The sequence below is a fragment of the Amycolatopsis marina genome (genome assembly GCF_900111885.1).
Taxonomy (GTDB): Bacteria; Actinomycetota; Actinomycetes; order Mycobacteriales; family Pseudonocardiaceae; genus Amycolatopsis; species Amycolatopsis marina.
Genome location: NZ_FOKG01000001.1, coordinates 552,222 through 576,016 on the forward strand (window position 1 = coordinate 552,222; position 23,795 = coordinate 576,016).

General features: G+C 70.0%; 20 protein-coding genes. 14 read left to right on the forward strand and 6 right to left on the reverse strand.

Translation table 11 applies throughout. The features are described from left to right. Nucleotides 1-153 precede the first annotated feature (153 nt). Nucleotides 154-1,278, reverse strand: coding sequence for an esterase-like activity of phytase family protein (locus tag BM199_RS02730; RefSeq protein ID WP_091669730.1), 1,125 nt, complete (start codon nucleotides 1,276-1,278; stop codon nucleotides 154-156). A 66-nt stretch (nucleotides 1,279-1,344) separates the two neighbouring features. Here BM199_RS02730 and BM199_RS02735 point away from each other — a divergent pair, with 66 nt between their 5' ends. Beyond that, nucleotides 1,345-1,764 carry an SdpI family protein gene (locus BM199_RS02735; protein WP_091669732.1) on the forward strand — a complete coding sequence of 140 codons (420 nt, stop codon included), beginning with the start codon at nucleotides 1,345-1,347 and terminating at the stop codon, nucleotides 1,762-1,764. Nucleotides 1,765-1,924: 160 nt separating this feature from the next. Here BM199_RS02735 and BM199_RS02740 read toward each other — a convergent pair whose 3' ends face one another. Further along, entirely contained in the window at nucleotides 1,925-2,527 is a 603-nt protein-coding gene (locus tag BM199_RS02740) for a YqgE/AlgH family protein (RefSeq protein ID WP_281245649.1), read from the reverse strand. A 285-nt stretch (nucleotides 2,528-2,812) separates the two neighbouring features. Between BM199_RS02740 and BM199_RS02745 the strand changes: the two genes are divergently transcribed. Then, complete coding sequence (locus tag BM199_RS02745) at nucleotides 2,813-4,054, forward strand: MFS transporter (RefSeq protein WP_091669735.1); 1,242 nt, start codon at nucleotides 2,813-2,815, stop codon at nucleotides 4,052-4,054. A gap of 209 nt (nucleotides 4,055-4,263) precedes the next feature. Beyond that, complete coding sequence (locus tag BM199_RS02750; RefSeq protein WP_091668846.1) at nucleotides 4,264-6,219, forward strand: TNT domain-containing protein; 1,956 nt, start codon at nucleotides 4,264-4,266, stop codon at nucleotides 6,217-6,219. Between the two features lie 8 nt (nucleotides 6,220-6,227). On the opposite strand, the gene BM199_RS02755 is transcribed toward BM199_RS02750, so the two are convergent. Next, entirely contained in the window at nucleotides 6,228-7,514 is a 1,287-nt protein-coding gene (locus BM199_RS02755; RefSeq protein WP_091668849.1) for a sensor histidine kinase, read from the reverse strand. 420 nt (nucleotides 7,515-7,934) lie between these two features. Next, complete coding sequence (locus BM199_RS02765; protein WP_091668854.1) at nucleotides 7,935-9,386, reverse strand: CCA tRNA nucleotidyltransferase; 1,452 nt, start codon at nucleotides 9,384-9,386, stop codon at nucleotides 7,935-7,937. Between the two features lie 139 nt (nucleotides 9,387-9,525). On the opposite strand from BM199_RS02765, the gene BM199_RS02770 reads away from it, so the two are divergent. The 9 genes from BM199_RS02770 (at nucleotide 9,526) to BM199_RS02810 (ending at nucleotide 20,795) form a co-directional block, all read left to right on the forward strand. Beyond that, nucleotides 9,526-10,065 (forward strand): NUDIX hydrolase, encoded by a 540-nt coding sequence (locus tag BM199_RS02770; RefSeq protein ID WP_091668857.1) that lies wholly within the window; start codon nucleotides 9,526-9,528, stop codon nucleotides 10,063-10,065. A 3-nt stretch (nucleotides 10,066-10,068) separates the two neighbouring features. Next, nucleotides 10,069-12,240, forward strand: coding sequence for a DUF6049 family protein (locus BM199_RS02775; RefSeq protein ID WP_245788091.1), 2,172 nt, complete (start codon nucleotides 10,069-10,071; stop codon nucleotides 12,238-12,240). A gap of 495 nt (nucleotides 12,241-12,735) precedes the next feature. Continuing rightward, nucleotides 12,736-14,583, forward strand: a complete 1,848-nt coding sequence (murJ, locus tag BM199_RS02780; protein WP_091668859.1) for a murein biosynthesis integral membrane protein MurJ — start codon at nucleotides 12,736-12,738, stop codon at nucleotides 14,581-14,583. Nucleotides 14,584-14,685: 102 nt separating this feature from the next. After that, the gene (locus BM199_RS02785) at nucleotides 14,686-16,260 is read left to right on the forward strand and encodes a protein kinase family protein (RefSeq protein ID WP_091668861.1); all 1,575 of its coding nucleotides are present in this window, start codon (nucleotides 14,686-14,688) and stop codon (nucleotides 16,258-16,260) included. A gap of 63 nt (nucleotides 16,261-16,323) precedes the next feature. Continuing rightward, nucleotides 16,324-16,929 (forward strand): RNA polymerase sigma factor SigM, encoded by a 606-nt coding sequence (gene sigM / locus BM199_RS02790; RefSeq protein ID WP_091668864.1) that lies wholly within the window; start codon nucleotides 16,324-16,326, stop codon nucleotides 16,927-16,929. Next, nucleotides 16,926-17,723, forward strand: a complete 798-nt coding sequence (locus tag BM199_RS02795) for a hypothetical protein (RefSeq protein ID WP_091668866.1) — start codon at nucleotides 16,926-16,928, stop codon at nucleotides 17,721-17,723. Before sigM ends, BM199_RS02795 begins: the two co-directional genes overlap by 4 nt. Before the next feature lie 274 nt (nucleotides 17,724-17,997). Further along, nucleotides 17,998-18,996, forward strand: coding sequence for a thioredoxin-disulfide reductase (gene trxB, locus BM199_RS02800; RefSeq protein WP_091668869.1), 999 nt, complete (start codon nucleotides 17,998-18,000; stop codon nucleotides 18,994-18,996). A gap of 41 nt (nucleotides 18,997-19,037) precedes the next feature. Next, nucleotides 19,038-19,364 (forward strand): thioredoxin, encoded by a 327-nt coding sequence (trxA, locus tag BM199_RS02805; RefSeq protein ID WP_091668872.1) that lies wholly within the window; start codon nucleotides 19,038-19,040, stop codon nucleotides 19,362-19,364. A gap of 285 nt (nucleotides 19,365-19,649) precedes the next feature. Continuing rightward, nucleotides 19,650-20,795: an N-acetylmuramoyl-L-alanine amidase gene (locus tag BM199_RS02810; RefSeq protein WP_091668874.1), complete on the forward strand. Its 1,146-nt coding sequence runs from the start codon at nucleotides 19,650-19,652 to the stop codon at nucleotides 20,793-20,795. Here BM199_RS02810 and BM199_RS02815 read toward each other — a convergent pair. Beyond that, the gene (locus tag BM199_RS02815; RefSeq protein ID WP_245788093.1) at nucleotides 20,749-21,228 is read right to left on the reverse strand and encodes a MarR family winged helix-turn-helix transcriptional regulator; all 480 of its coding nucleotides are present in this window, start codon (nucleotides 21,226-21,228) and stop codon (nucleotides 20,749-20,751) included. The two genes, BM199_RS02810 and BM199_RS02815, sit on opposite strands and share 47 nt — an antisense overlap. A 100-nt stretch (nucleotides 21,229-21,328) precedes the next feature. On the opposite strand from BM199_RS02815, the gene BM199_RS02820 reads away from it, so the two are divergent. Continuing rightward, entirely contained in the window at nucleotides 21,329-21,505 is a 177-nt protein-coding gene (locus tag BM199_RS02820) for a hypothetical protein (RefSeq protein WP_245788094.1), read from the forward strand. On the opposite strand, the gene BM199_RS02825 is transcribed toward BM199_RS02820, so the two are convergent. Further along, a complete protein-coding gene (locus BM199_RS02825; RefSeq protein WP_091668877.1) occupies nucleotides 21,502-22,203 on the reverse strand; it encodes a GNAT family N-acetyltransferase in 702 nt (233 codons plus the stop codon). The two genes, BM199_RS02820 and BM199_RS02825, sit on opposite strands and share 4 nt — an antisense overlap. Before the next feature lie 172 nt (nucleotides 22,204-22,375). On the opposite strand from BM199_RS02825, the gene BM199_RS02830 reads away from it, so the two are divergent. Next, the gene (locus BM199_RS02830; RefSeq protein ID WP_091668879.1) at nucleotides 22,376-23,719 is read left to right on the forward strand and encodes an aminotransferase-like domain-containing protein; all 1,344 of its coding nucleotides are present in this window, start codon (nucleotides 22,376-22,378) and stop codon (nucleotides 23,717-23,719) included. Nucleotides 23,720-23,795 lie beyond the last annotated feature (76 nt).

A 23,795-nucleotide genomic window follows, 5' to 3' on the forward strand; every position in this document is an offset into this window, starting at 1 on the left:
CTCCGTAGAAATGAAGCGACCCCCCAGCCGTGAGGCGTGAGGGGTCGCCGCGCTGAGCCGGTCGGGCCGGTCAGCGCGGCCAGGTAAGCAGACTGGCCGACTTCATGGAACTCATGGTAACCACCCCGACCACCGAGTTTCCGGCCAGCCCAGCTACCGCAGCGCGAGCGCGACGAACTGGGTGACCTGGCTCGGGGAGAAGTTGTCGTCGCTGACCAACAGCAGCGTCCGCTCGCCGGTGGGCAGCCGAGGCCCCCAGGTCATCCCCTCGACGTTGTCGACCGTGGTGAGTCCGAGGTCCGCGAGATCGAGCAGCAAACGTTTGCGGACCGGGCGTAGGCGGTCCACGTCGCCGAGGGAATCAGCGTGCCGGACGTTGGTTCCACCGCTGGTGTCGATCCGGTAGATCCGGATCCGGTTGCCGACTCCTTCGACGAAGGATCGCTCCATCACCAGGTACCGCGTCGGGTCCAGGGCGTTCTCGGCCAGGATCGAGGAGACGCCGGTGGTCGCGAACCCGTCAGCGGGCACCGGCTCGGCGAACACCGGCTCCATCGGGTAGGCGTACTGCGCGAGCACCGGCCCTCGGCGGCCCTGCACGGTGATCCGCGAGAGCGCGCCACGGGTCGTGTCGGCCTCCGGGCCGTCCTGCAGCAGCGGCCCCTCCATCGCACTGGTGACCAGCGCGCCGGACGCGGCGAAGGTCAGGCCCTCCGGCCCGAGGTTGCGGCGGGGTCCGGCGTCCTCGGTCATCCGCGAGTTGTCCGGGATGGGCAGGTCGCGGACGTACCGGCCGTCGCGCCGTGCCTCCCGCACCGAGGGGTCGAGCAGGACGTCCGTGGTCCGTTCGCCCTCCTGTGACCAGTAGTACCGCCCGCTGAACGGGTCCACCCGCAGTTCTTCCGGGTCCACCGACCCTGCCGGGTAGGCGGCTCCGTCCGCGCCCGTGAAGGTGTGGGTGCCGGTCAGCCGGACTTCGCCGAGTTCGTGCGTGCCCACGTCGAGGCGTGCGGTGTAGAAGCGGGCGGACTGCAGCTGCGACCGGTCATCGCTGATCAGCACGTACTCGCCGGTGCGGGGGTCGTAGTCGATGCTGGACAGCCCGCCGACCGTCGTGCCCTGAAAGTCGAGGCGGTGGGGGAGGGTTTGCTCGCCGATCAACCGGACGGATCGGAGCGCACCCGCTTCCGCTGCGCCTGCGGTGCCGTGACCGGGAGAGTGGACGAGGCCGAGCACGAAGGCGCAGGCAAGGACTGCGGCAAATGAGCGTCGTGACATGACGTGCAGCACAGCGCATCAGGGTAGCGACAGGGTTGCCTCCACATGACGCTCTACGCTGAAGGCGTGTTCTTCATCGCGCTGCTTCCGGTCCTGCTCGGCGTCCTGGTCGGCTGGGGCGGCTACCTCGGCTGGCGGGAGAAGCTGCCCCGGGACCGCGGCGCCGGAGTCCGCACCGCCGCCACGCTGCGCAGTGACGAGGCGTTTCGCGTCGCGAACAAGGTCGCCGGGATGCCGACGATGGTGGCCGGAGCAGTCGGCGTCATCGGCGGTGGCGCCGGGCTGCTGATGCCGACTACCGGAGGACTCATCGCCGCATCGGTGATCGGGCTGCTCGGGATGTTCGCCCTGCTCGCGGGTGGCGGCGTCCTCGGGCACCGAGCCGCTACGGCGGTGCCCGCGCCGCCCGCGCCGACCGGCTGCGGCGGCTGCGCCTGCGGCGGGGGCGGCTGTGGTTCCGCTCTCGCGGCGGACGCAGCTCAGTAGGGAGCGCCGCGCACCCATCGCTGTGGCCCTTTGGCGCGTCTGCAAGTACCACCATGCAAGATCCAGTTCGCCCTTTTCCGCTACCGAGCTGACGGTGACTTGGTAGCGGTTGACGATGTTGTCGATCTTGCTTGGTGGTACTTGCAGGCACACCTTCTGCTTAGTTGCGTTGGAGGTCGCCGGGGTGGGTGGCCAGGAGGGCGGTGGGCACGCCCTGCCGGCGCAGCACCTGGCCCCACAGGTCGTGCTTGGGGGTGGCCAGGACGTCGCTGGGCAGTGCGGCCACGATCAGCCAGTCCCCGCGGTCGATCTCCCCGGCCAGTTGCCCCGCGTCCCAGCCCGCGTATCCGGCGAACACCCGTAGGCCGCGCACCTTCGACATGAGCAGGTCCGGGTCGGCGTCGAGGTCGACCAGCGCCACGGGACCGCGGACCGCGATCACCCCGGGGACGCTCGCGGCCGTCTCACCGGTACGCAGCGCCGCGAGACACAGTGCGGTCTTCTTCTCCACCGGGCCGCCGACGAACACCGACTGCGGCTCGACCACATGGGTGCCCCAGTTCGGCAGCACGTCGTCGACCGGCACCTCACTCGGCCGGTTCAGCACCACGCCGAGCGTGCCTTCCTCGCGGTGGTCGATGACGAACACCACGGTTCGCCGGAAGTTCGGGTCGAACATCGTTGGGGCAGCGACCAGGAGTGTTCCCGGCTCAACCTCGGCGTCCGCTCGCACGCGTACATGATCCCATCCGTCGGGGAACACCAGTGCGCCGTGGGCCGTTAACCAGGTGGCCGGCGCACTCCGTGTCCCCCGGGCCCACTTGAGAAGGGCCGTTGTGGAATACCGTTCGGCAGGAGCCACACCGCGCCATGCCGCCGTGAGGCGACCAGGTGCGCCGGCCCACCACTTCCCGGCTCCGCGGCGAGCCGACCTCCGCTCCTGAGCCCCGTAGGCTGGACCATCGTGACCACCAGCGCGCCCTTCGACCAGGAAACCGCGGTCGCCGACGGCGCGGCCGAGCGGATCTCGCCACGCGCGCTCTTCCGGATGGCGGAGTTCCGGCACCTGCTCTGGACCCGCTTCCCAGCGCAGTGGGGTGACGGCGTCTTCCAGGCGGGGCTGGCCGGAGCCGTGTTGTTCAACCCGCAACGGGCGGCCGACGCACTGACCATCGCGGGCGGATTCGCCGTGCTGTTGCTGCCGTACTCGCTGATCGCGCCGTTCGCCGGCGCGCTGCTCGACCGATGGGACCGCAGGCGGGTACTGATCGTCGCCAACGCCCTGCGCGCGATCGCCATCCTGTGCTGCGCGGGCGGAGTGGCGCTAGGCGTGAACGGCATCGGCTTGTTCACCCTCGCGCTGCTGGTGATGGCCATCTCCAGGTTCGCCGGCGCCGGACTGTCCGCGGCACTGCCGCACGTGGTGCCCGAGCGCTCGATCGTCACGGCGAACGCACTGGCCACGACTCTCGGCGCGGTGATCGCGGTGTTCGGCGGCGGTTGCGCCATCGGGCTGCGCACCCTGCTCGGCGCCGGAGACACCGGCTCGGGAGCGACGACCGCCATCGCCGCCGTGGGCTCCGTGACTGCCGCGCTGGTCGCGCTGCGGATCCCGCGCGGTCTGCTCGGACCGACCCGCGTCGACGAACCCGCCGACGCGGTAACCGCCGTCGCGAGGGGTCTCTTCGACGGGGCACGGGCGGCGCTGCGCTGTCCCGGCGTTCGCGCGGGCTTCGTCGCGCTGCTCGCGCACCGGGCGGCCTTCGGGATCGCACTGCTGCTCACGGTGCTGCTCATGCGCTTCTCGTTCACCGACGAGGGACCGTTCAAGGCGGGCCTGGCCGGGCTCGGCCAAGTGGCGGTGCTCGGTGGCGCGGGCATCGTGCTCGCCGGTTACCTCACTCCCCGGCTGGTCGAGCGGTTCGGCAGGCGGCGCGCGATCGTCGGCTCGCTGCTGCTGGCCGCGGTCGCGCAGGCCGGCCTCGGCCTGCCGTTCCTGCTGCCGACCGTGCTGATCGCCTCGTTCGCGGTGACCTCGGCGGGCCAGGTGATCAAGTTGTGCGTGGACGCCTCCGTGCAGCGCGATATCGGGGACGAGTCCCGTGGCCGAGTGTTCGCGCTCTACGACACGCTGTTCAACGTCACCCAGGTCCTCGCGGTCACGGTGGCGGCACTGCTCGCGCCACCGGACGGGCACGCGCCCGCGTTGCTCGTCGGCGCGATCGTGCTCTACCTGCTCGGAGCCGTTGGCTTCGTCCGCGCAAGCCGACGCGCTGGCCCAGCCGGGTGACGGCCGGTGTTTCGCCGGGTACGTCACCTACTAAGTTTGATTCACGTCAAGTTCGATGGGGACTTGTGAGGGTTGTTCACAATCGGTGTGGACGGGGCCGCCCGGCGGGTGGTCGCGGACGCCCCGATGCGGGCGAGAGACCTGCACCAGGTGACGTACGGGCGTGAACAAACCTTGCCGGATTCACGCACTGCGAGGGGGAGCGGACTTTGCGTTACCGAGTCGAAGTGGCCGACCGTCCTGACGGGCTCTACGCCGTGTGGAACGACCAGGTCTACCGAGCGCAGCGATCGACCGCGGATTCGACGGTGTTGCTGGTCGCGCGGTCCGACAAGGACGCAGAGGACGCGCCGGAGGGATTCGACACGCGGTGGCGGGACCTGCCCGCCAAGGTGGTGCCCGAGACCGAGGTCGCAGCCACGTTCACCGTGCACACCCACTGCCTCTACGACGACGAGATCTACCGCATCGCGCCAGAGTCCGGCGACGCCGAACTGACCCTGCGCTGGACCGGGCAGGACGAGGCCATCGCAGGCCAGTTGGGGCTGACCGACCTCACCACGACCACGTCGGATCCCGAGAGCGTCATGGCGCTCTGGCAGGAACGGCACGACTTCACCGCCGCCGGCACCCGGCCCGAACCGGGTGCGGGCGAGCACACCGCACTGCTACGGGCGATCGGGCGGACGATGGTCCGCACGCTGCCGGACGGCTGGCAACGGGTCGCCGCGCAGTTCCGGCAGGTCGGGGACTACTCCGAACTCGAGGTACGGGCCGTGGCCGAGGACGTGGTGGTGTCGCTGTCCTCGCCACCGGAACTCGGCCACCTCTTCGCCAGGCTGCGCTCGGCGATGTACGAGCCGGGCGTGGGCACCTGGCTGCAGGGGACGTTCACGCTCGACTCCGCATCGAACTTCGACTTCGACTTCGACAAGGAGACCGAGCCGAACTGGCGCCTCGCCCCCGGCGCACGGGGCCGCACCTCCGCCCGCTCCTACGAGGCCGAGCTCGAGTACCACCCCCGTGAACGCAAGCAGGTGCCGCAGTGGCTGGCCGCCCGTGCGGGCCTGCCCCTGGACGTCGAGTTCCGGCGGGCGCTGGTGGTGGACGCGCACAACGAGGGCGAGCCGCCGGTGGTCAACCGGCAGCCGGTGGCGCAGGACGAGGCTCGGGCGGTGCTCGGCTACCTGTACCGCGCACCGGTCGCGCTGCACAAACCCGGCCTGCTGCCGGACATCTTCGCCCCGCACAACCCGCCGGACGTGCCGGACGCCTTCCACACGGACGGAACCTGGATCTGGCCCGCGTCCGTACCGCACTACCTGCGCAAATACGGGCTGCCGCCGGAACCCGACCTGCTCGCGCACATCCGCGCCGCCGGGCACCGCCCGCCGTACGTCGGAGAGCGCGTGCGGGCGACCGCCGAGGCGGACATCCTCGGCGCCCCTCGCCCCAAGCAGACCGCTGCCGACCTCGGCGACGTGGCAGCGGACGCCGAGCGCGCCCTCGAAGCGGCAATCGAGCGAGGCGCGGAACCGGATCGGGAGCTGTACGGCTCCGAGGTGCTCGCCACGCTACGGCGACGACTGGCCGAGCAGGGCATCGGCGAGGACGTCTACCGGATCGGTGAGTCCGCCGACGGCGCGTGGTGCCTGCTGCGCACCGGCGAAGGTTGGCAGGTCGCCCGGTTCGCCGACGGCGGGCCCGTGGAGCCGATGCACTTCCCGCGCATCGAACAGGCCGCGCGTGCGCTGCTCGGGTCCCTGCTGCTGTACCCGGGACGCTGCGCCCTTCCTGCCGACGTCGAGGCACGCGAACCTGCCGCGCACGCCACGGACTGGCCCGTGCTGCCCGCGCGCGGCGAACCGCCGCTGACGTTCTACCGCGGCAAGCGGATGGTGGTGCTGCCGGAGGGCACCACCATCACCCGGTACGGCACCGAAGCGGGCAATCTCGCGCATCCCGAGGGAACGCCGTTCCCCGAGACCTCGCTGACCTTCGAGCGCGAACACGACCGGCACAGCTACGTGCTGCGGCGCAGGCTGCGGGTGCTCGCCGGCGTGGCCGTGCCGTGGAACGGCCTGCCCGGCGGTGCGATCACCTATCTGCTGCCCCGCCCGGTGGCCCACCACCTGGAGACGGCCGCGCTCGAACGCCTCGGTTGAGAAGTCACTCAGAACGGAACCCAGAGGGTGACCCTGGTCCCCGCACCGGGAGCCGATTCGACCCGGGCGCTGCCACCGACCTCGGCAAGCCTGGCCTTGATCGACTCGCTGATGCCGAAGCCGGGCGGCCTGCTCTCCTGGCTGAACCCCGCGCCGTGGTCGCGGACGATCGTCGTGAGCCCGCCGTCGCGCTCCTCGACCCGGACGACCACCTTGTCCGTGTGCGCGTGTTTCCTGGTGTTGCGCAGCGCCTCCCTGACGGCATCGCGCACGGCGAGCTGCCGGACCTCGGACAACGCCTCGTCGTCGAGTTCGGCGACCACCACCTGAGCACGCAGGCCCTCCCTGGCCACCTCGGCCGCCAGCGCTCCCAGCTTCTCCCCGAGTGGTCTTCCGCTCCCGCCCTCCGCGGACTCCAGCAGTGTGCGCAACTCACCGGCCTGGGCACCGGCCATCCGCCGCAACTGTTCGGGATCGTCCTGCAACGCCATCGCCTCGAGGGTCTGCAGCACCGTGTCGTGCAGCCTGCGGTGCTGCACCGCCCGTTCCGCCTGCCGACCGGCGCGGATGCCGTGTGCCAGCGCCAGGCGGGTGCCCATCCCGAGCAGGATCAGCGCTCCGGTCGCGGTGAGCAGCACCCCGGCAAGCTGGCCGAGGCCGCCGAGGGCGGCCTCCGGGTCGAACCGGCCCACGTTCAGCCAGGCGCCCGCGAGCTGCAGTGGGAAAGCCGTGAGCGCGAGAGCTCCACCCCAGAGCACCCCGAGCAGCAGGGTGAACAGCGCGACACCGCCGAGCAGGTGCTTGCCGGGCACGGCAAATGCGGCTTCGAACGCGGCGGGCGGGACGGTCGCCGCGACGAACAGGTGCGCCGCGACGGTGAACAGCACGTCGAGACCCAGCAGCCGGGCCGCCCTGCGCTCGTTGAACACGGTCGACCTGAGCAGCCAGACCACACCGAACACGTTGAGCCCGACCGAGCACACCGCCACCAGCAGCACCGGGAGCAGGCCTTGCTCTCCGCCCGCCACGAACGCGGCGAACGCGCCGGGCACCGCGAGTACCCGGTAGAGCAGTGGCACGAGGGCGATGTAGCGGGCGGCCCGCAGCAACAGCCCGTCCCGCTCGACCCGGCCCCCGCGCCGGTTCAGGTGGCGGAACCGCGCCAGCCCCTGCGCCGCTGCGGGATCGGTCGGCTCGTCGGCGAGGTCGATCGGCGCGGTGGCCAGCATGGGAGCGCCGCGACGCAGGAGCGCCGCGAGGAAGTTGCCGCGATGGTTCCCGTCTTGGTCGGGCATCCAGGAATTATCCGTTACCCGGCAAGCCGCTCCCGGCGCGGCGCAATTCCGCTCCGGCCTTTCCGGCGGAATATTGCTCGCACCGAGTAACGGGAGGTAACCGCTGGTGGCAGGAGTTCGGCGTGGAGTCGCGCGGGGCTACGTCTCGCTGGAGGCTGCGACCTCCAGGCCTCCACCCTGTGCCACTACGAACTCGGCCACATGCCTGGACGGTTCCTTCCACGTGCTGGGTTTCGCCGAGAAGGACGAGCCGGCCACCGCCTGGTCGCACTTCCTGCCGATGGGCTTGGAAGCAGGGCGGACCCAGACGGCAAAGTCGCGTGCGCCGACGGCACCCACGTGCGCACAGTTGGCACACAGGTGTGCAGGGAAGGCAAACACGCCTGATTTGGCCCTGGGGTGATCTAGCGCGCCGCGCCGTCAGTCGCTTTCCGGCTGCTCGATGCCCTGATCGGCGGCCCACTTCCGCAGTTCGGCGACCGCGTCGTCGTACTCCAGCGGGCCACGGTCGAGCCGCACGTCCTTCAGGTGCTTCCAGGCCTTGCCGACGAGCGGGCCCGGCGGCAGGCCGAGCAGCTTCATGATCTCGTTGCCGTCCAGGTCCGGCCGCACCCTGGCCAGGTCCTCCTCCTCGGCGATCCTGGCGATCCGCTCCTCGAGGTCGTCGTAGGTGCGCTGCAACTGGGCGGCCTTGCGCTTGTTCCGCGTGGTGCAGTCCGCGCGGACCAGCTTGTGCAGCCGGGGCAGCAGGTCGCCCGCGTCGGTCACGTATCGGCGCACCGCCGAGTCCGTCCACTCGCCCTTGCCGTAGCCGTGGAACCGCAGGTGCAGGAACACCAGCTGGGACACGTCGGCGATGACGTCCTTGGGATAACGCAGCGCTCGCAAACGCTTGCGGGCCATCTTGGCCCCGACGACCTCGTGATGGTGGAAGCTCACCCCGCCACCCGACTCGAACTTGCGGGTCGCCGGTTTGCCGATGTCGTGCAACAGCGCGGCAAGGCGCAGCACCAGATCCGGTCCCGAGGTGGGCTCGTGCGTGGTCTCCAGGTCGATCGCCTGGTCGAGCACGGTCAGCGAGTGCTCGTAGACGTCCTTGTGCTGGTGGTGCTCGTCGATCGCCAGGCGCATTCCGGGCACCTCGGGCAGCACGTGATCGGCGAGACCGGTGCGCACCATCAGTTCGATCCCGGCCCTCGGCGAAGCGCCCGTCATCAGCTTGGACAGCTCCGTCTGCACCCGCTCCGCGGTGATCCGGCCGATCTCGGCCGACATCGCGGTCATCGCGTCGACCACCCGTTTCGCGGGCTCGAACCCGAGCTGCGCGACGAACCGGGCCGCACGCAACATCCGGAGCGGATCGTCGGCGAACGACTCCTCCGGGGTGGCCGGAGTGTCCAGGACCTTGCCGGTGACCGCCTCCAGCCCGCCGTGCGGGTCGACGAACGTCCTGGTCGACAGATCGATCGCCATCGCGTTGGCGGTGAAGTCCCTGCGCAGCAGATCGCTCTCGATCGAGTCGCCGAAGGCCACCTCGGGATTGCGGCTCACCCGGTCGTAGGAATCCGCGCGGAAGGTGGTGATCTCCAGCGTGACGCCCTGTTTCGTGGCACCGATCGTGCCGAACGCGATGCCCGTGTCCCACAGACCGTCGGCCCAGCCGCCGAGGATCTGCTGCACCCGATCGGGTCGGGCGTCGGTGGTGAAGTCCAGGTCCGTGGACAATCTGCCCAACAGGGCGTCGCGCACGCTGCCGCCGACCAGGTACAGCGAGTGACCCGCCTTGGTGAACCGGGCGGCGAGTTGGTCGGCGACCGGCGACAACCGCAGCAGTTCGGTCACCGCATTGCGCTTCGCGAGGAGTTCGTTCACTCAGATCCCACCAGGACTCTTATTCACTAGTCGGGCGACCGTCGAGAGGCACGGCACAGCCGCGCTTACTACACGGACAGATCAACACGGACACGAGAAGCCAGCGTACCGGCGCGAGCATTTGCTCTAGCATCGCAGCATGTCTGGATCGGCCGGTCGCTCCGGTGGTGGCAAACCGGGACGCCGGTCGCGGCGCCGCCGCGGCAGGAGGCTGACCACGGTCGACGAGACCTCCGCAGGTGGTCTCGTCGTCGATCGGGACCGCACGGAGGCGGTGCTGATCGGCAGGCTCGACCGGCAGGGCAGACTGCTCTGGTCGCTGCCGAAGGGGCACATCGAGGACGGCGAAACCACCGAAGAGACCGCGATGCGCGAGGTGAAGGAGGAGACCGGCATCTCCGCGCAGGTACTGCGGCCGCTCGGCACGATCGACTACTGGTTCGTGGCCGAGCGCAGGCGGGTGCACAAGACCGTGCATCATTTCCTGCTCGAGGCCACCGGTGGCGAACTGTCCGACGAGGACGTCGAGGTCACCGAGGTGGCCTGGGTGCCGGTGGGCGAACTCGAGGGCAAGCTCGCCTATGCCGACGAGCGCAAACTGGTACGCAAGGCCCGCCAACTGTTCGCCGCTGGTGAGATGAATGCCGAGACCGGTGCCGGAACCGATTGCGAAGGGTGAGTCGTGAGCGCGCACAGGGCGAAATCGCCCCTCGCCGTCGCACTGGTGCTGCTGTTCCTCGCGGCGTCGGGCCTGGTCGGTGGCACCGCAACGGCGCAACCGCTGCCGGACACGCCGAATCGGCTGCGGCTGGACATCAACCAGTTCTCGCCACGAGTGCTCGACACCGACTCGGAGACACTGACCGTGTCGGGCACCGTCACCAACGTCGGTGACCGGCGCATCAGCGACCTGACCGCCCGCCTGCAGCTGGGTGCGCGCCAGGACGCCGAGCGGGAGATCGCGGACTCGTTGAGTGAGCCGCCCCCCACTGACGCCTCGATGACGAGCTTCGTCGACGTCGCCGATGTCCTCGAACCGGGACAGTCGGCACCGCTGCGGCTCACCGCACCGCTGAACGCGGGCCCGGACTCGCTGACGATCGAGCAGATCGGGGTCTACCCCCTGCTGGTCAACGTCAACGGCACACCGGAGTACGGCGGTGCCGCCCGGCTGGCCTCGATGAACATGCTGGTCCCGGTGCTCGGGGTGCCCGGCGGCGCCGCCCCGGAGCCGCCGGGGACCACGACCGACGTCACCATGCTGTGGCCCATCGCGGACACCAGGCCACGGATCGTCGCCGCGCCCTACAACGGGCAGGTGGTGCTCTCCGACGACGAGCTGGCCACTGCCCTCGCCCCAGGCGGACGGCTCAACGGCCTGGTCTCGGCTGCCGAGGCCGCGCGAGACGACGGGCAGGTGTTCGACTCGCTCTGCTTCGGGCTCGATCCCGACCTGTTGGAGACGGTCGAGGCGATGGCCCGCGGCTACCAGGTCCGCACCTCGTCGGGAACGGTGGCGGGTAGCGGCACCGAGACGGCGAAACGCTGGCTGGAGTCACTGCGGAACCTGGTGCGCGGCAAGTGCATCGTGCAGCTGCCCTTCGCCGACGCCGATCTCAGCACGCTCTCCCGGGTCCGCAGGGACGGTTCGGCCGACCGGGAGCTGAGCGCCGCCGCCGTCAACGGCGCTCCCACGATCCAGCGCCTGCTCGGCATGCGGCCGCTCGGCGGCGTGCTCTGGCCGTCCGGCCCGCTCGACCGCACCGCGGCCTCGTGGCTCGGGCAGGCCGGGATCAGCGCGGTGCTGACTCCGTCCGGCGAGTTGGAGCCCACGCGGCCGGGCGACTCGGGCGTCCGGCTGACGGACACCTCGCTGCGGGCGCAACCGTTCGACTCACTCGTCGCCCGTTCGCTGTCGGGTACGCCCGCGGCAGGCGGAGCGCTGACCCCGGCAGACGAGCCCGACGTGGCTGTCCAGAACGGGCTCGCGGCCCTGGCGTTCCGCACCGGCCTCGGGGACGAGCGGAGCGGCGGCCCGCTGCTGGTGGCTCCCCCGCACGGGTGGACGGCCCCCGAAGGCGAACTGCGGACGATGCTGGACACCGTCGGCGCGCTGATGACGGCGGGGTACGCGGCTCCGGCTTCCCTGCAGCAACTGCTCGGCGAGGAGCCGTCGGGCGAGGCGACGATCGGCTACGCGGCCTCCGAGGTGTCCGTCGAGGTGTCCGCGGACGTCACGGACGCCATGTCGGAAATCGACACGACGATCGGTGACCTCGTCGACGCCATGTCGGTGGACGCCACCCTGCAGATCGAACCGGAGGAACTGACCCGGCCCCTGCGCAACGGTCTGCTGCGGGCCTCGTCCACCGCCTGGCCAGACCTCTTGAGCAGGCGCAACGCCGTGGCGGACGCCGACGCGCAGGTCGAAGCCATGCGCAAGCGGGTGACCGTGGAAACCCCGGGCCAGCCGCTGACCCTCGCCTCGGGGTCGTCCCCGCTGCCCCTCTATCTGACCAACGACCTGCCCGTGGTGATGACCGTGCGAGTCGAGCTGGCCAACGCCTCCGGCCTGCGCCCCGCACCGGTCGGGGACCTCACCATTCCGGCGGGGGCCAAGGTCACCCAGCGGATCCCCACCGAGGCGCTGCGCGCGGGCCGGTTCAGCGTCGTGGTCTCGCTCACCACTCCCGGGGGTACCGAACTGGGCACTCCCGCCCGATTCGAACTGAATTCGAACGAGTACGGCGTCATCACGCTGGTCCTCACCGCGGGCGCGGCCGGAGCGCTGCTGCTGCTCTCGGGGCGCCGGATCTACCGGCGGATCAAGGAGCGGAAGGCGGCCGCCCAGTGATCGGGATCAGGCTCACGGCGAGACTCCGCCGCACTTCTCGCGTGCGGAGATTACGCTGGGTCGACGAGATGACCGCCGACGATGGGGCACGTGTTGGACAGAGGACCCGCTTCGCGACCTGAGCGCGAGGCGCACCCTGCACGGCCTGAGCATGTGGTGCCCCCTCCGGAAGCACAGCAACCGCCCCCTTCGGCGCAGCCACCCGAGCGCAGACCGCGGCACCCGGTGGACGGTGGTGCGCCTGTACCACCGGTCGACGGCAGGCCGCCGCCCCGCAACCCCCGGCAGCAACCGCCACCGGGGCAGCAGGGCCGTCCTCCGCGACGTCAGCCCCCACCCGGAGGGCCACCGCCGCAGGGAGGGCCACCGCCGCAGGGCGGACAGCCGCCCCCACGCAGGCAGCCGCCGAGGCAACAGCCCCCACGGCAACCGCCGACACCGCCCCGCCGACAGCCACCGGTTCCGCCACCACCGGCGCGGCGCCCACCGCCGCCGGTGCGGCCGTGGCAGCAGGAGGACGCGAAGGGCCCGGAAGCCACGCAGTACATCCCGCGGGATCGTGGCGTTCCGCCCGGTGTCCGCTGGCCCGCGGCCGACCCCGACGTGCTCCGGCCGTACGACGAGCTGGCCACGCGGATGCTGCCGCGCATCCTCGACGGTCCGCGGCACTCCGAGCCGATCGGCGACCGGCTGCCTGCCGTGGGCTACGCCCCGGAGCGCAAGGTCAAGCCCGAGGCGGACGGCGACGCGAAGAAGCCCGCTTCACTGGCCAAGGCCAGCGGCCGGATGGCGATCGCCACGCTGACCAGCCGGATCACCGGCTTCGCGTGGAAGGTGATGCTGGCGTGGGTCGCCGCGATCGGCGTGGTCTACGACTCGTTCACCGTCGCCAACACACTGCCGCTGATCATCAACGAACTACTCCTCGGCGGGGTGCTGACCAGTGTGGTCGTCCCGCTGCTCGTCCGTTCACAGGACGACGAGGACGGCGGCGAGGCCTACACCCAGCGGCTGATCACGATGGCGGTGACGGTGCTGCTGGTCGGCACCGTGGTGTCGACCGTCTGCGCGCCGCTGCTCACGTCGGTGCTGATGGAGGACTCGGGCGGCGCCAACATCGAGCTGGCCACGGCGTTCGCCTATCTGCTGCTGCCCGGTCTGCTGTTCTACGGCTTGTTCGCGGTGCTCTCGGCCGTGCTCAACGCCAAGCAGATCTTCGGCCCCGCACAGTGGGCGCCGGTGGTGAACAACCTGGTCATCTTCGTGACCATCGGGCTCTACGCGCTCGTGCCAGGAGACCCGACGCTGAACGTCGAGTACATGAGCGAACCGAAGGTGCTCGTGCTCGGTCTCGGCGTGCTCACCGCGATGGTCGCGCAGGCACTGTTCCTGTTCCCCGCGTTGCGCCGGTCCGGATTCCAGTTCAAGTGGCGCTGGGGGATCGACGAGCGGCTCAAGGAGTTCGGTGGCCTGGCCGTCTGGATCCTCGGCTACGTCGTGGTGAGCCAGATCGGGATGGTCGTCAACACCCGGGTGCTCAGCGGCGGCGACGAGGGCGGCATCACCACCTACTCCAACGCCTGGCTCCTCTTCCAGCTCCCATATGGCGTCATCGGGGTGTCGCTGCTCACCGCGATCATGCCGCGAATGAGCCGCGCCGCCGCCGACGGCGACACCAAACGCCTGATCGGCGACCTCTCCTACGGTTCCCGGCTGACCACCCTGACCCTGCTGCCGATCTCGGCGGTGATGGCCGTCGCGGGCACGTCGATCGGCATCGCCCTGTTCAGCTTCGGCAAGGGGGACATCGCCGATGCGGAGCGCCTCGGTCAGACACTGGCCATCTCCGCGTTCGGCCTGCTGCCCTATGCGCTGGTCATGCTGCAGATGCGGGTCTTCTACTCGATGAAGGACTCGCGCACCCCGACCCTGATCATGGTCGTGATGACAGCGGTGAAGATCCCGCTGCTCTACCTGGCCGCGGCGACGCTCGACCCGGAGAACGTCGTGCTGGGCGTGATGATGGTCAACTCCGCCGTCTTCGTCGTCGGAGCACTCCTCGGGCAGGTGTGGTTGTGGGTTCAGCTCGGCAACCTGCGCAGCAAGCGGGTGCTGGGCGTGATTCTGTTCACCGTTGTCGCGAGCGGCCTCGGGGTGCTCGCCGCGGTGCTGGTCGGCTGGCTCGTGCCGGACTCGCTCAATCCCGTGCTGGCTGCCTGGATCAAGTTGTTCCTGCAGGGCATCGTGGGTATCGCCGTCTCGTTCGGGGTGCTCATCGCCCTGAAGGTGGACGAGCTGGCGCCGCTGACCAACAGGATCACCCGATTGGTCAAGCGGAGCTGACCCCGCGCACAGTTCGGACACCTCGAATGGACACGAGTTCACGTACCCTCGTCCTACGAGATGTGGACGCAGCGCAGGTGAACAACGAAAGGGAGCGAGCAGGTGGAGGGTCGGCCCCGTTCAGGTGTCCGCACCCGTGGTGGGTCACTTGCACCCGGGGGCGTGGTCGGTGATGGCCGCTATCGTCTGCTCGCGCAGTTCGGCATCGACGAGCGAGCAGGCGCTCACCTGTGGCGGGCCCGCGACGGCCAGCTGCGCCGGGACGTCGCGCTGACCATGCTGGTCGGCGATCCGGCCGATGCGGAGGCGGCCCGGCAGGCGCGCCGCACGCTCGACCGTGCCGCCCATGCGGCCAAGTTCACCCACGGCGGCGTCGCCAGGGTCCTCGACGTGCTCAGTCTCGGCAACGGCATCACCTCCAGCGAGGGCCTGCTCGGGATCGTGGTCGCCGAGTGGACAAAGGGCAGTGACCTGGTGGACCTGGTCACGACGAAACCGGCACCTCCCGCCATCGCGGCCCGAATGGTCCAGGCGCTGGCCGAGGCCGTGGAGACCGCCCACCAGTCGGGCCTCGTGCTGGGCATCGACCATCCCCAGCGGCTGCGACTCACCCCGGACGGCAAGCTCCGGCTCGCGTTTCCCGGCCCGCTGCCGGACGCGACCCTGCGCGATGACGTCAAGGCACTCGGCGCGGTCCTCTACCTGCTGCTCACCGGACGCTGGGCGCTCCCCGGCGGACCGCCGGCCATTCCCGCGGCGCCCCGCTCGCCGAGTGGTGCGGTGGTGCCCGCCCGCTCGCTGGAACCCCGCGTGCCCGCCGAACTCTCCGCACTGGCCGGCCGAACCATCGAGGACGGCGGCCACGGCGGTATCCGTACGGCATCGGCCATTCTGCGGGTACTGGACCAGGTCGCGGAGGCCGAGGAACGGACCCAGTTGATCCAGCAGGTCGGGTCGGAGGAACCGGACGACCGGGTCGACTCCGACGGTGGAATCTGGACCACGAAGAAGCCGGTCAAGGATGCGGCGCGGCGGCGCAAGCTCGCGCTGGGCGTCACCGTGCTCGTCGTGGCCGCCGTCGGCATCCTCGCCTGGCTGGGCATGATGGCCATCAGCTTCTTCCAGGACGATCCGGAATCCGGCGGTCCCCCGGTCAACGTCGCCGAGTCCACCACGTCCGCACCTCCCGCCGATACCTCCGAGCCCGAGCCCCAACCGCCGCCGGAGGGTGCGGTCGGTGATCCGGTCACCCCGGCGAGCGTCGAGGTCTACAACCCCGAGGGTGTCGGCGACAACGAGGGCCGGGCGGGCAACGCCGTGGACGGCGATCCCACGACCATCTGGCGAACCGACCAGTACCAGCAGCAACTGCCCGCGCTCAAGCCCGGCGTCGGCCTGATCGCCGGTTTCGAAGAGTCCATCAACCTGTCCAAGGTGCGGATCGAGGCCGACAGTCCCGGTACCAAGGTGGAGATCCTGGTCGCCGACAGCCCCGACGCCGCGCTCGACGACACCCGGAAGGTGGGCGAGGCCGAGCTGAAGGGTGGTCAGGAGGAGATCAGCCTCGAGCAGCCGGTGCAGTCGCAGTACGTGATCGTCTGGATCACCAAGCTCTCCGGACCGGAGGGGAAGTTCGTCTCGGAGTTCGGTGAGCTGGCCTTTCTGCCCGCGAAGTAAAGCCGGATCACCCCACCTCGGCCTGGGGGATCGTGACCGTCCCGGGTTAGTAGTCTCTTCCGAGTGACCGCAGCCGCACCCACGGACGCCGACCTCATCGCGGCACATGCCGCAGGCGATCCGCACGCATTCAGCGAACTGGTCCGCAGACACCGCGACCGGATGTGGGCCGTTGCCCTCCGTACGGTGCGGGATCCGGAGGAGGCCGCGGACGCACTGCAGGACGCCTTCATCTCCGCCTACCGCGCCGCGGGGAAGTTCCGTGCCGAGTCCCAGGTCACCACCTGGCTGCACCGGATCGTGGTGAACGCCTGCCTCGACCGCATCCGCAGGCGCCAGGCGCGGCCCACCGTGCCGTTGCCCGAGACCGGGCACAACGAACCCGCCGTGGTGCGCGACTCCATGGCCGAACGGGAGACGACCCTGGTGGTCCGCGCGGCACTGGACCAGCTCCCCGAGGACCAGCGTGCTCCGATCGTGCTGGTGGACGTCGAGGGATACTCGGTGGCCGAGACGGCGAAGTTGCTGGACATCGCCGAGGGAACGGTGAAGAGCCGCTGTGCACGGGGGCGCGCCAAACTCGCGAAGGTTCTCGGCCATCTGCGGAACCCGGACACCGACGGCGACGTCCCAACTCACGAAAGCAAACGGAGCGGGGAGGGACGATGACGGACGAGAGCCGGGGGATCGGTGGCACCGTCGGCCCGCCATGGTCTGTCGACCTGCTCGCCGACCTGCACGGGGGAGTGCTGGACGACGCGGAGGCGAACCGGCTGTGGCCACAGGTGAACGCCGACCCGGAGGCAAGAGCGGTACTCGACGCGCTCGACTCCACGGTCGCCGATCTCGGTGCGCTCCCGATGGAGCCGGTGGCCCCGATGCCTCCCGAGGTGGCGGCCAGGATCGACGCGGCACTGACGGCTGAGGTCTCCCGGACAGGTCAGTCGGCACAGCCGGGTGAGTCCGGCGTCGCACCGGTGGTGAGCCTCGACGCGGCTCGGCGCAAGCGCAACCGGATGCTCGGCTGGGGCGGGGGTCTGCTGACCGCTGCCGCGGCAGCCGTCGCAGCGGTCGCGATCATCGTGCCGAACGGGAGCCAGCCGGACGGCGGGCAGCCGGCCGCCGCGCCTCCTACGGACGGTGCGTCGAGTACCCCGCCGTTGTCCCTGCGCAGCGAAGGCGGCCTCGGTCCGGCCCTCGGCGAGATCAGCGGCGTCCGGGACTTCGGGCCACTGGGCGACCAGCAGCGACTCGATGTGTGCCTCGAAGCCGCTGGCATCGATCCCGACGTCAAACCCGCGGGCGTGCGACCGGTCACCCTCGACGGCCGGGAAGCGGTGCTGGTGCTCTACCCGACGGGCGAACTCGCCCAGTTCCGGATGGTCGCCTTCGCCCCGGACTGCGGGCCGGGCAACCCGGAGCTGCTGCTCGACAAGACCGTCGGCAAGGGCGCGGGCGGCTGACGGGGCAGCCGAGAAGACCAACACGAAAGGCCATCCGCGAACCCGTTTGCCGAAGGCACGCTATCTCGGCGGCATGGCGCCCATCGACATCAACGTCAACCGCTCTGGGAAAAGAGTGCTCTGGCGACGTGATCGCGTCACGGGTTCTCAAAAAGACACTGGCGGCTGACGGGGCAACTCGTCCTGCATAGTCGGGCGTTCCCCCGGTCACCCCGGGAACACAACGACCTGCGATCGTGTTGACGGTGGTAGTCACGACGAGCGGAGGTCACGGGTGGCTGCAGAGGAAGTTCGGAACCTGATCATCGTGGGGTCCGGTCCCGCCGGATACACGGCGGCCGTGTACGCCGCACGCGCACAACTCGAGCCGTTGGTGTTCGAGGGCTCGCAGTTCGGCGGCGCGCTGATGACGACGACCGAGGTGGAGAACTACCCCGGTTTCCGGGAAGGGATCCAGGGTCCCGACCTGATGGAGGAGATGCGGGCCCAGGCCAAGAACTTCGGCGCCGAGCTGCGCGCCGAGGACGTCGAGGAGCTCGACCTCACCGGCGACATCAAGTACGTGTCCGTGAACGGGCAGCGCTACATGGCCCGCGCGGTCATCCTGGCCATGGGGGCTGCCGCCCGCTATCTGAACGTGCCTGGTGAGCAGGAACACCTCGGCCGCGGTGTCTCGTCCTGCGCGACCTGCGACGGCTTCTTCTTCCGCGACCACGACATCGCGGTCGCGGGTGGCGGGGACTCCGCGATGGAGGAGGCCACCTTCCTGACCAAGTTCGCCCGCAGTGTCACCATCGTGCACCGCAGGGACGAGTTCCGGGCCTCGAAGATCATGCTGGAGCGGGCGCGGGCGAACGAGAAGATTCGCTGGCGGACGAACGCGCAGATCACCGAGGTGCGCGGCGACGGGACCGTCAAGGGCCTGACGTTGCGCGACACGAAGACCGGCGACGAGTCCACGCTCGACATCACCGGGTTCTTCGTGGCGATCGGGCACGATCCGCGCAGCCAGCTCGTGCGCGGGCAGGTGGACCTCGACGACTCGGGCTACGTGCTGACCAGGGACCGCAGCACCTACACGAACCTGGACGGCGTGTTCGCCGCGGGCGATCTGGTGGACCACACCTACCGGCAGGCCATCACGGCGGCCGGCTCCGGCTGCGCCGCCGCGATCGACGCCGAGCGCTGGCTCGCCGAGAACGCTGTGACCGAGCAGGCGCACGAGGCGCCCGAGCTGGTCGGCGGCGGATACGCCGCCAGTCCGGCGAGCTGACCCGCCTGCCCGACCAACTTCCACAGATGAGGAGACAGACAATGACCGCACCCGTGAAGGTGACCGACGCCAGCTTCGCCGATGACGTCCTGACCAGCGAAAAGCCGGTTCTGGTCGACTTCTGGGCGACCTGGTGCGGCCCCTGCAAGATGGTCGCGCCGGTCCTCGAGGAGATCGCGTCCGAGCACGGCGAGAAGCTGACCATCGCGAAGCTCGACATCGACGAGAACCCGAACACCGCCCGTGACTACCAGGTGATGTCCATCCCGACACTGATCCTGTTCCAGGGTGGCAAGCCGGTGAAGCAGATCGTCGGCGCCAAGCCGAAGGCGGCGCTGCTCTCGGATCTCTCCGACGTCATCGGCTGATTTCGCCCGGCAGGACAACCGAAACCCGGGGGCGTGCGTCTATATACGCGGCTCCCGGGTTTCGCTCGTTCGGCGTGCAGCGCCGAACCTTCGTCACCCAGCGCGTCCCAGCAGGTCACGTCCTGTGCACGGACTACCCGCCGGTGACGTGGGGTGCTGCACAGACCGGCCCTGCGCGCTCACCGAGAGTTCGCAGGGCACAATAGAACCCCGGGTTCGCCCCGGGACCAGACAGCCGCATCGCATCGAGTACGCCATCGGTGCCCAAGGAAGAGCGAGGAGTGCATGCGGGTACTCCGCCGCGGTGACGCCGGACCGGACGTCTCCGAGATCAGGTCCATGCTCGCCGCACTGGATCTGCTCCCGCCCGCGAATGGGGCCAATGGTTACGGGTCCTTCGATTCCGCCGTGGAACACGCCGTGCGCGCGTTCCAGCAGCGTCGAGGCCTGATCACCGACGGCATCGTGGGTCCGGCGACCTACCGCGCCCTGCGGGGCGCCAACTACCACCTCGGCAGCCGCCCGCTGGCGTACCTCATCTCGGCGCCGGTCAACGGTGACGACGTCTTCGCCTTGCAGGACCGGCTCACCGAACTGGGCTACGACGCGGGCCGTCCGGACGGTGTGTTCGGTCCGCAGACCGAGCACGGACTGCGGAACTTCCAGCGGGACTACGGCCTCGTGGTGGACGGGATCTGTGGCGCGGCCGTCGTCCGCGCGCTCAGCCAGCTCTCCCCGAGGGCCAGGGGTGGCAGGCCGGTCTTCCTCCGGGAACAGGAGCAGGTGCGCAGGGCAGGTCCGCGGCTGCGCGGCAAGCGCATCGTCATCGACCCCGGACACGGGGGCTCCGACGCCGGTATCGAGGTCCACGGCCTGCGTGAGGCCGACATCGTCTGGGACCTGGCGCGCAGGCTCGAAGGCAGGATGAAGGCCACCGGTATGGAGGCACTGATCTCCCGAGGGCCGTCGCACGGTCCCGCGGAAGCTGATCGAGCAGCGTTCGCCAACGAGGCCGGAGCCGACCTCTTCCTTTCCCTGCACAACGACCAGAACTCCTCGCCGGACGCGCAGGGCGTCGCGAGCTTCCACTTCGGCAATGGTTACGGCACGACGTCCACCGTCGGCGAGTTGCTGGCCGGCTTCATCCAGCGGGAACTGGCCGCCCGCACCGGCCTGCTGGACTGCCGCACACATCCGAAGACGTGGGAGATCCTGCGACTCACCCGCTGTCCGGCAGTGCGGATCGAGATCGGCTACCTGACCAACCCCGGCGACCGGCGCAGGCTGGCCGACCCGGCGTTCCGGGACGTCGTGGCCGAGGGCATCCTCATCGCGGTGAAGCGGCTGTACCTGCTCGGTGAGGGAGACCAGCCGACCGGGACGTTCACCTTCGCTGACGTGCTCGCCCACGAACTCGCCAGGGCGGAGTAGGGCCGCGGGCCCTGGTGGGAGTCCGCTCAACGCCCTCGCACACCTGACTCGCCAGCCGAGAGCTGCCTGGTCTGCTGGCGCAGCACCTCGATGGTGCGCAGCACGTAGTCCTCGATGACCCGCACTCGTCGTAGCGCCCCATCACCGCGTTCATCGCCGTGCCGAGTTCCGCGAACGCATCGGCGACCTGGCCCGTCCCGCCCGGGATCGCGGTGATCAGCACGCGCCTGCGGTCAGCGGGATCGGGTTCCCTGCGCACCAGCCGGGCCCGTTCGAGGCGGTCGACCATGCCGGTCACCGCGCCGGGGGTCAACCCGATCTCCCTGGCGACGGCGCCCGCCGCTGTTGGCCCCTCCCGCGCGATGAACGCCAGCGCCCGCTGGTCGACCGCGCTCACCCCCAGGTGTGTGCCCACAGCCTCGTGGAAGGCCACCACGCGTCCATGAAGACGTCGTGGTCCGCCGAGGGGCGCCTGGCGCTCACCGCGCCCCGCTGGGCCTTTCGGTGTTACTGGCGCCACCTTCCGCTGATCGGTGGCCTGTCACTGCTGCCCCGTCGGCGGGCTGTTGCCGGAGTCGGCGCGGCAGGGCTACCTCGCCGCACTGTTGTTCGTGAAGAACCCGACGATCATCGCGTTCACGTTCGTCTGGATGGTCGGCGTACTCAGGCAGCTGCTGCTTTCCGGCGCACGGGATCGGGCAGGGGCTTAGGCGCGGGTGATGCTCGGCTCCGCCGTGGTGACCGCCACCTGCCCCAGCAGCTTCTCCAGTGCCGCCTCGACGTCTTCCTTCCAGGAGATCGCCGAACGGAGCTCTAACCGCAGCCTCGGCCAGCGCGGGTGCGGACGCACGGTCTTGAACCCGACGCTCTGCAGGAACTGGGCGGGCAGCACGCACCTGTGCCCCTCGCCACCGTCGTCCCCGTCCGCGGTGTCGGCAGCGCTCGCGGTGCCGGCGTCGTCGGTGCTGGATTCGATCGGGGCGCCCCTCGTGTCACCGAAGGCCTCGATCGCTCGCACGCCACGCTTGGTGAGGTCCTTGGCCACCGCCTGCACGAGCACTCGGCCGATACCGCCGCCGCGGAACTCCGGCAGCACGTTGAACGAGGTCAGCAGGACCGCGTCCGGGCTGGGCGGGGACGTCGGAAATGCGCTCGCCCTCGGTACGGCGGTCGGCGGCGCGTAGAGGACGAAACCGACCGGCAGGTTGTCGCTGAAGATCATCCGGCCGCACGAGCCCCACTCGAGCAGCACCGCGGAGACCCAGGCCTCCTTCTCCACCTCGGTCTCGCCGAACTCCTCGGCCTGCGCCCGCAGATGGGGCGCGAGCTCCCAGTACACGCAGCGCCGGCAGTGCCGGGGCAACTGCTCCAGGTTGTCCAGTGTGACGCCCACGATGCGTCGCGACACCCCTGACCTCCCTGGCTGCTGTGATCCTCGCAAGCGCCGCGAGGGCGCAGGACGAGGATATGCCGATGTGACGAGCGTCGAAAGGCCGGGAGTCCTACAACACCCTCCGGTTACACTCGTCGGAACTACCTTCCGGTAGCCATCCGCCACCTGACCAGCTTGCGATGTGTCGATGACTGACTCCTCAGAGCTCGAGCCCGGGACGGCCGGCGCTGCGCCGGCCCAGTCCGGGCACCACAACCTCGATCCGCACCTCAACCGCTACGCCGCGCGTACCGCGGGGATGACGGCGTCGGAGATCCGAGCGTTGTTCGCGGTGGCGAGCAGGCCGGAGGTCGTCTCACTCGCCGGCGGCATGCCGAATCTCGCAGCCCTGCCGCTGGACACGCTGTCCACGCAGATGGCCGAACTCATCGCCGAGGACGGGCTCGTCGCCCTGCAGTACGGCTCCGCGCACGGCGTGCCCGCGCTGCGCGAGCAGATCTGCGAGGTCATGGCGATGGAGGGCATCTCGGCCCACCCCGACGACGTCGTGGTTACCGTGGGCTCGCAGATGGGCCTGGACATGGTCACCCGGCTGTTCTGCGACCCGGGCGACGTGGTCATCGCCGAGGGTCCGTCCTACGTCGGCGCGCTCGGCTCCTTCGCGGCGTACCAGGCCCAGGTCGTGCACGTCGCGATGGACGAGAACGGCCTCGACCCCGCTGGGCTGACCGAGGCGCTCACCCAGGCCGGCAGGCAGGGCAAACGGGTCAAGTTCCTCTACACGATCCCGAACTTCCACAACCCCGCCGGCGTCACGCTCGCGGTGAACCGTCGCGCCGAGATCCTGGAGATCTGCGCCCGGCACGGCGTGCTGGTGGTGGAGGACAACCCCTACGGTCTGCTCGGCTTCGACGGGCAGACCTACCCGGCGTTGCGCGCCAGCGACCCGGACAACGTGGTGTACCTCGGCTCGTTCTCCAAGACGTTCGCCTCCGGCCTGCGCGTCGGCTGGGTACTGGCACCGCACGCCGTCAAGGAGAAGTTGGTGCTCGCGGCCGAGTCGGCCACACTGTGCCCGCCGACGCTGAACCAGCTTGTCGTGTCGCGCTACCTCGCCACGCACGACTGGAAGGGACAGATCAAGACCTTCCGCGAGAACTACCGGGAGCGCAGGGACGCGATCATCGGCGCGCTGGAGCAGCACATGCCAGCCGGCTGCAGCTGGACGAAGCCGGACGGCGGCTTCTACGTCTGGGTCACGGTTCCCGAAGGTGTCGACACCAAGGCCATGTTGCCGCGAGCGGTGACCGCCCGGGTCGCGTACGCCTCGGGCACGGGCTTCTACGCCGACGGTTTCGGCAGCAGGCAGATGCGGTTGTCGTACTGCTACCCGACACCGGAGCGCATCCGGGAGGGGGTCCGGCGACTGGCCAGCGTCCTGGAGTCCGAAATGGACCTCATGCGCACGTTCGGTAACGTAACCACCCGTGCGGTGTCGGGACCACAGTCGCCGTCACCGGACACGGCGTGATTCACCTGCAGGAACCGCGAAAGCGGAGATCAGCTCTGTCCTGATCGGACAGTACGCAGCAAGATCGAAGGAGACC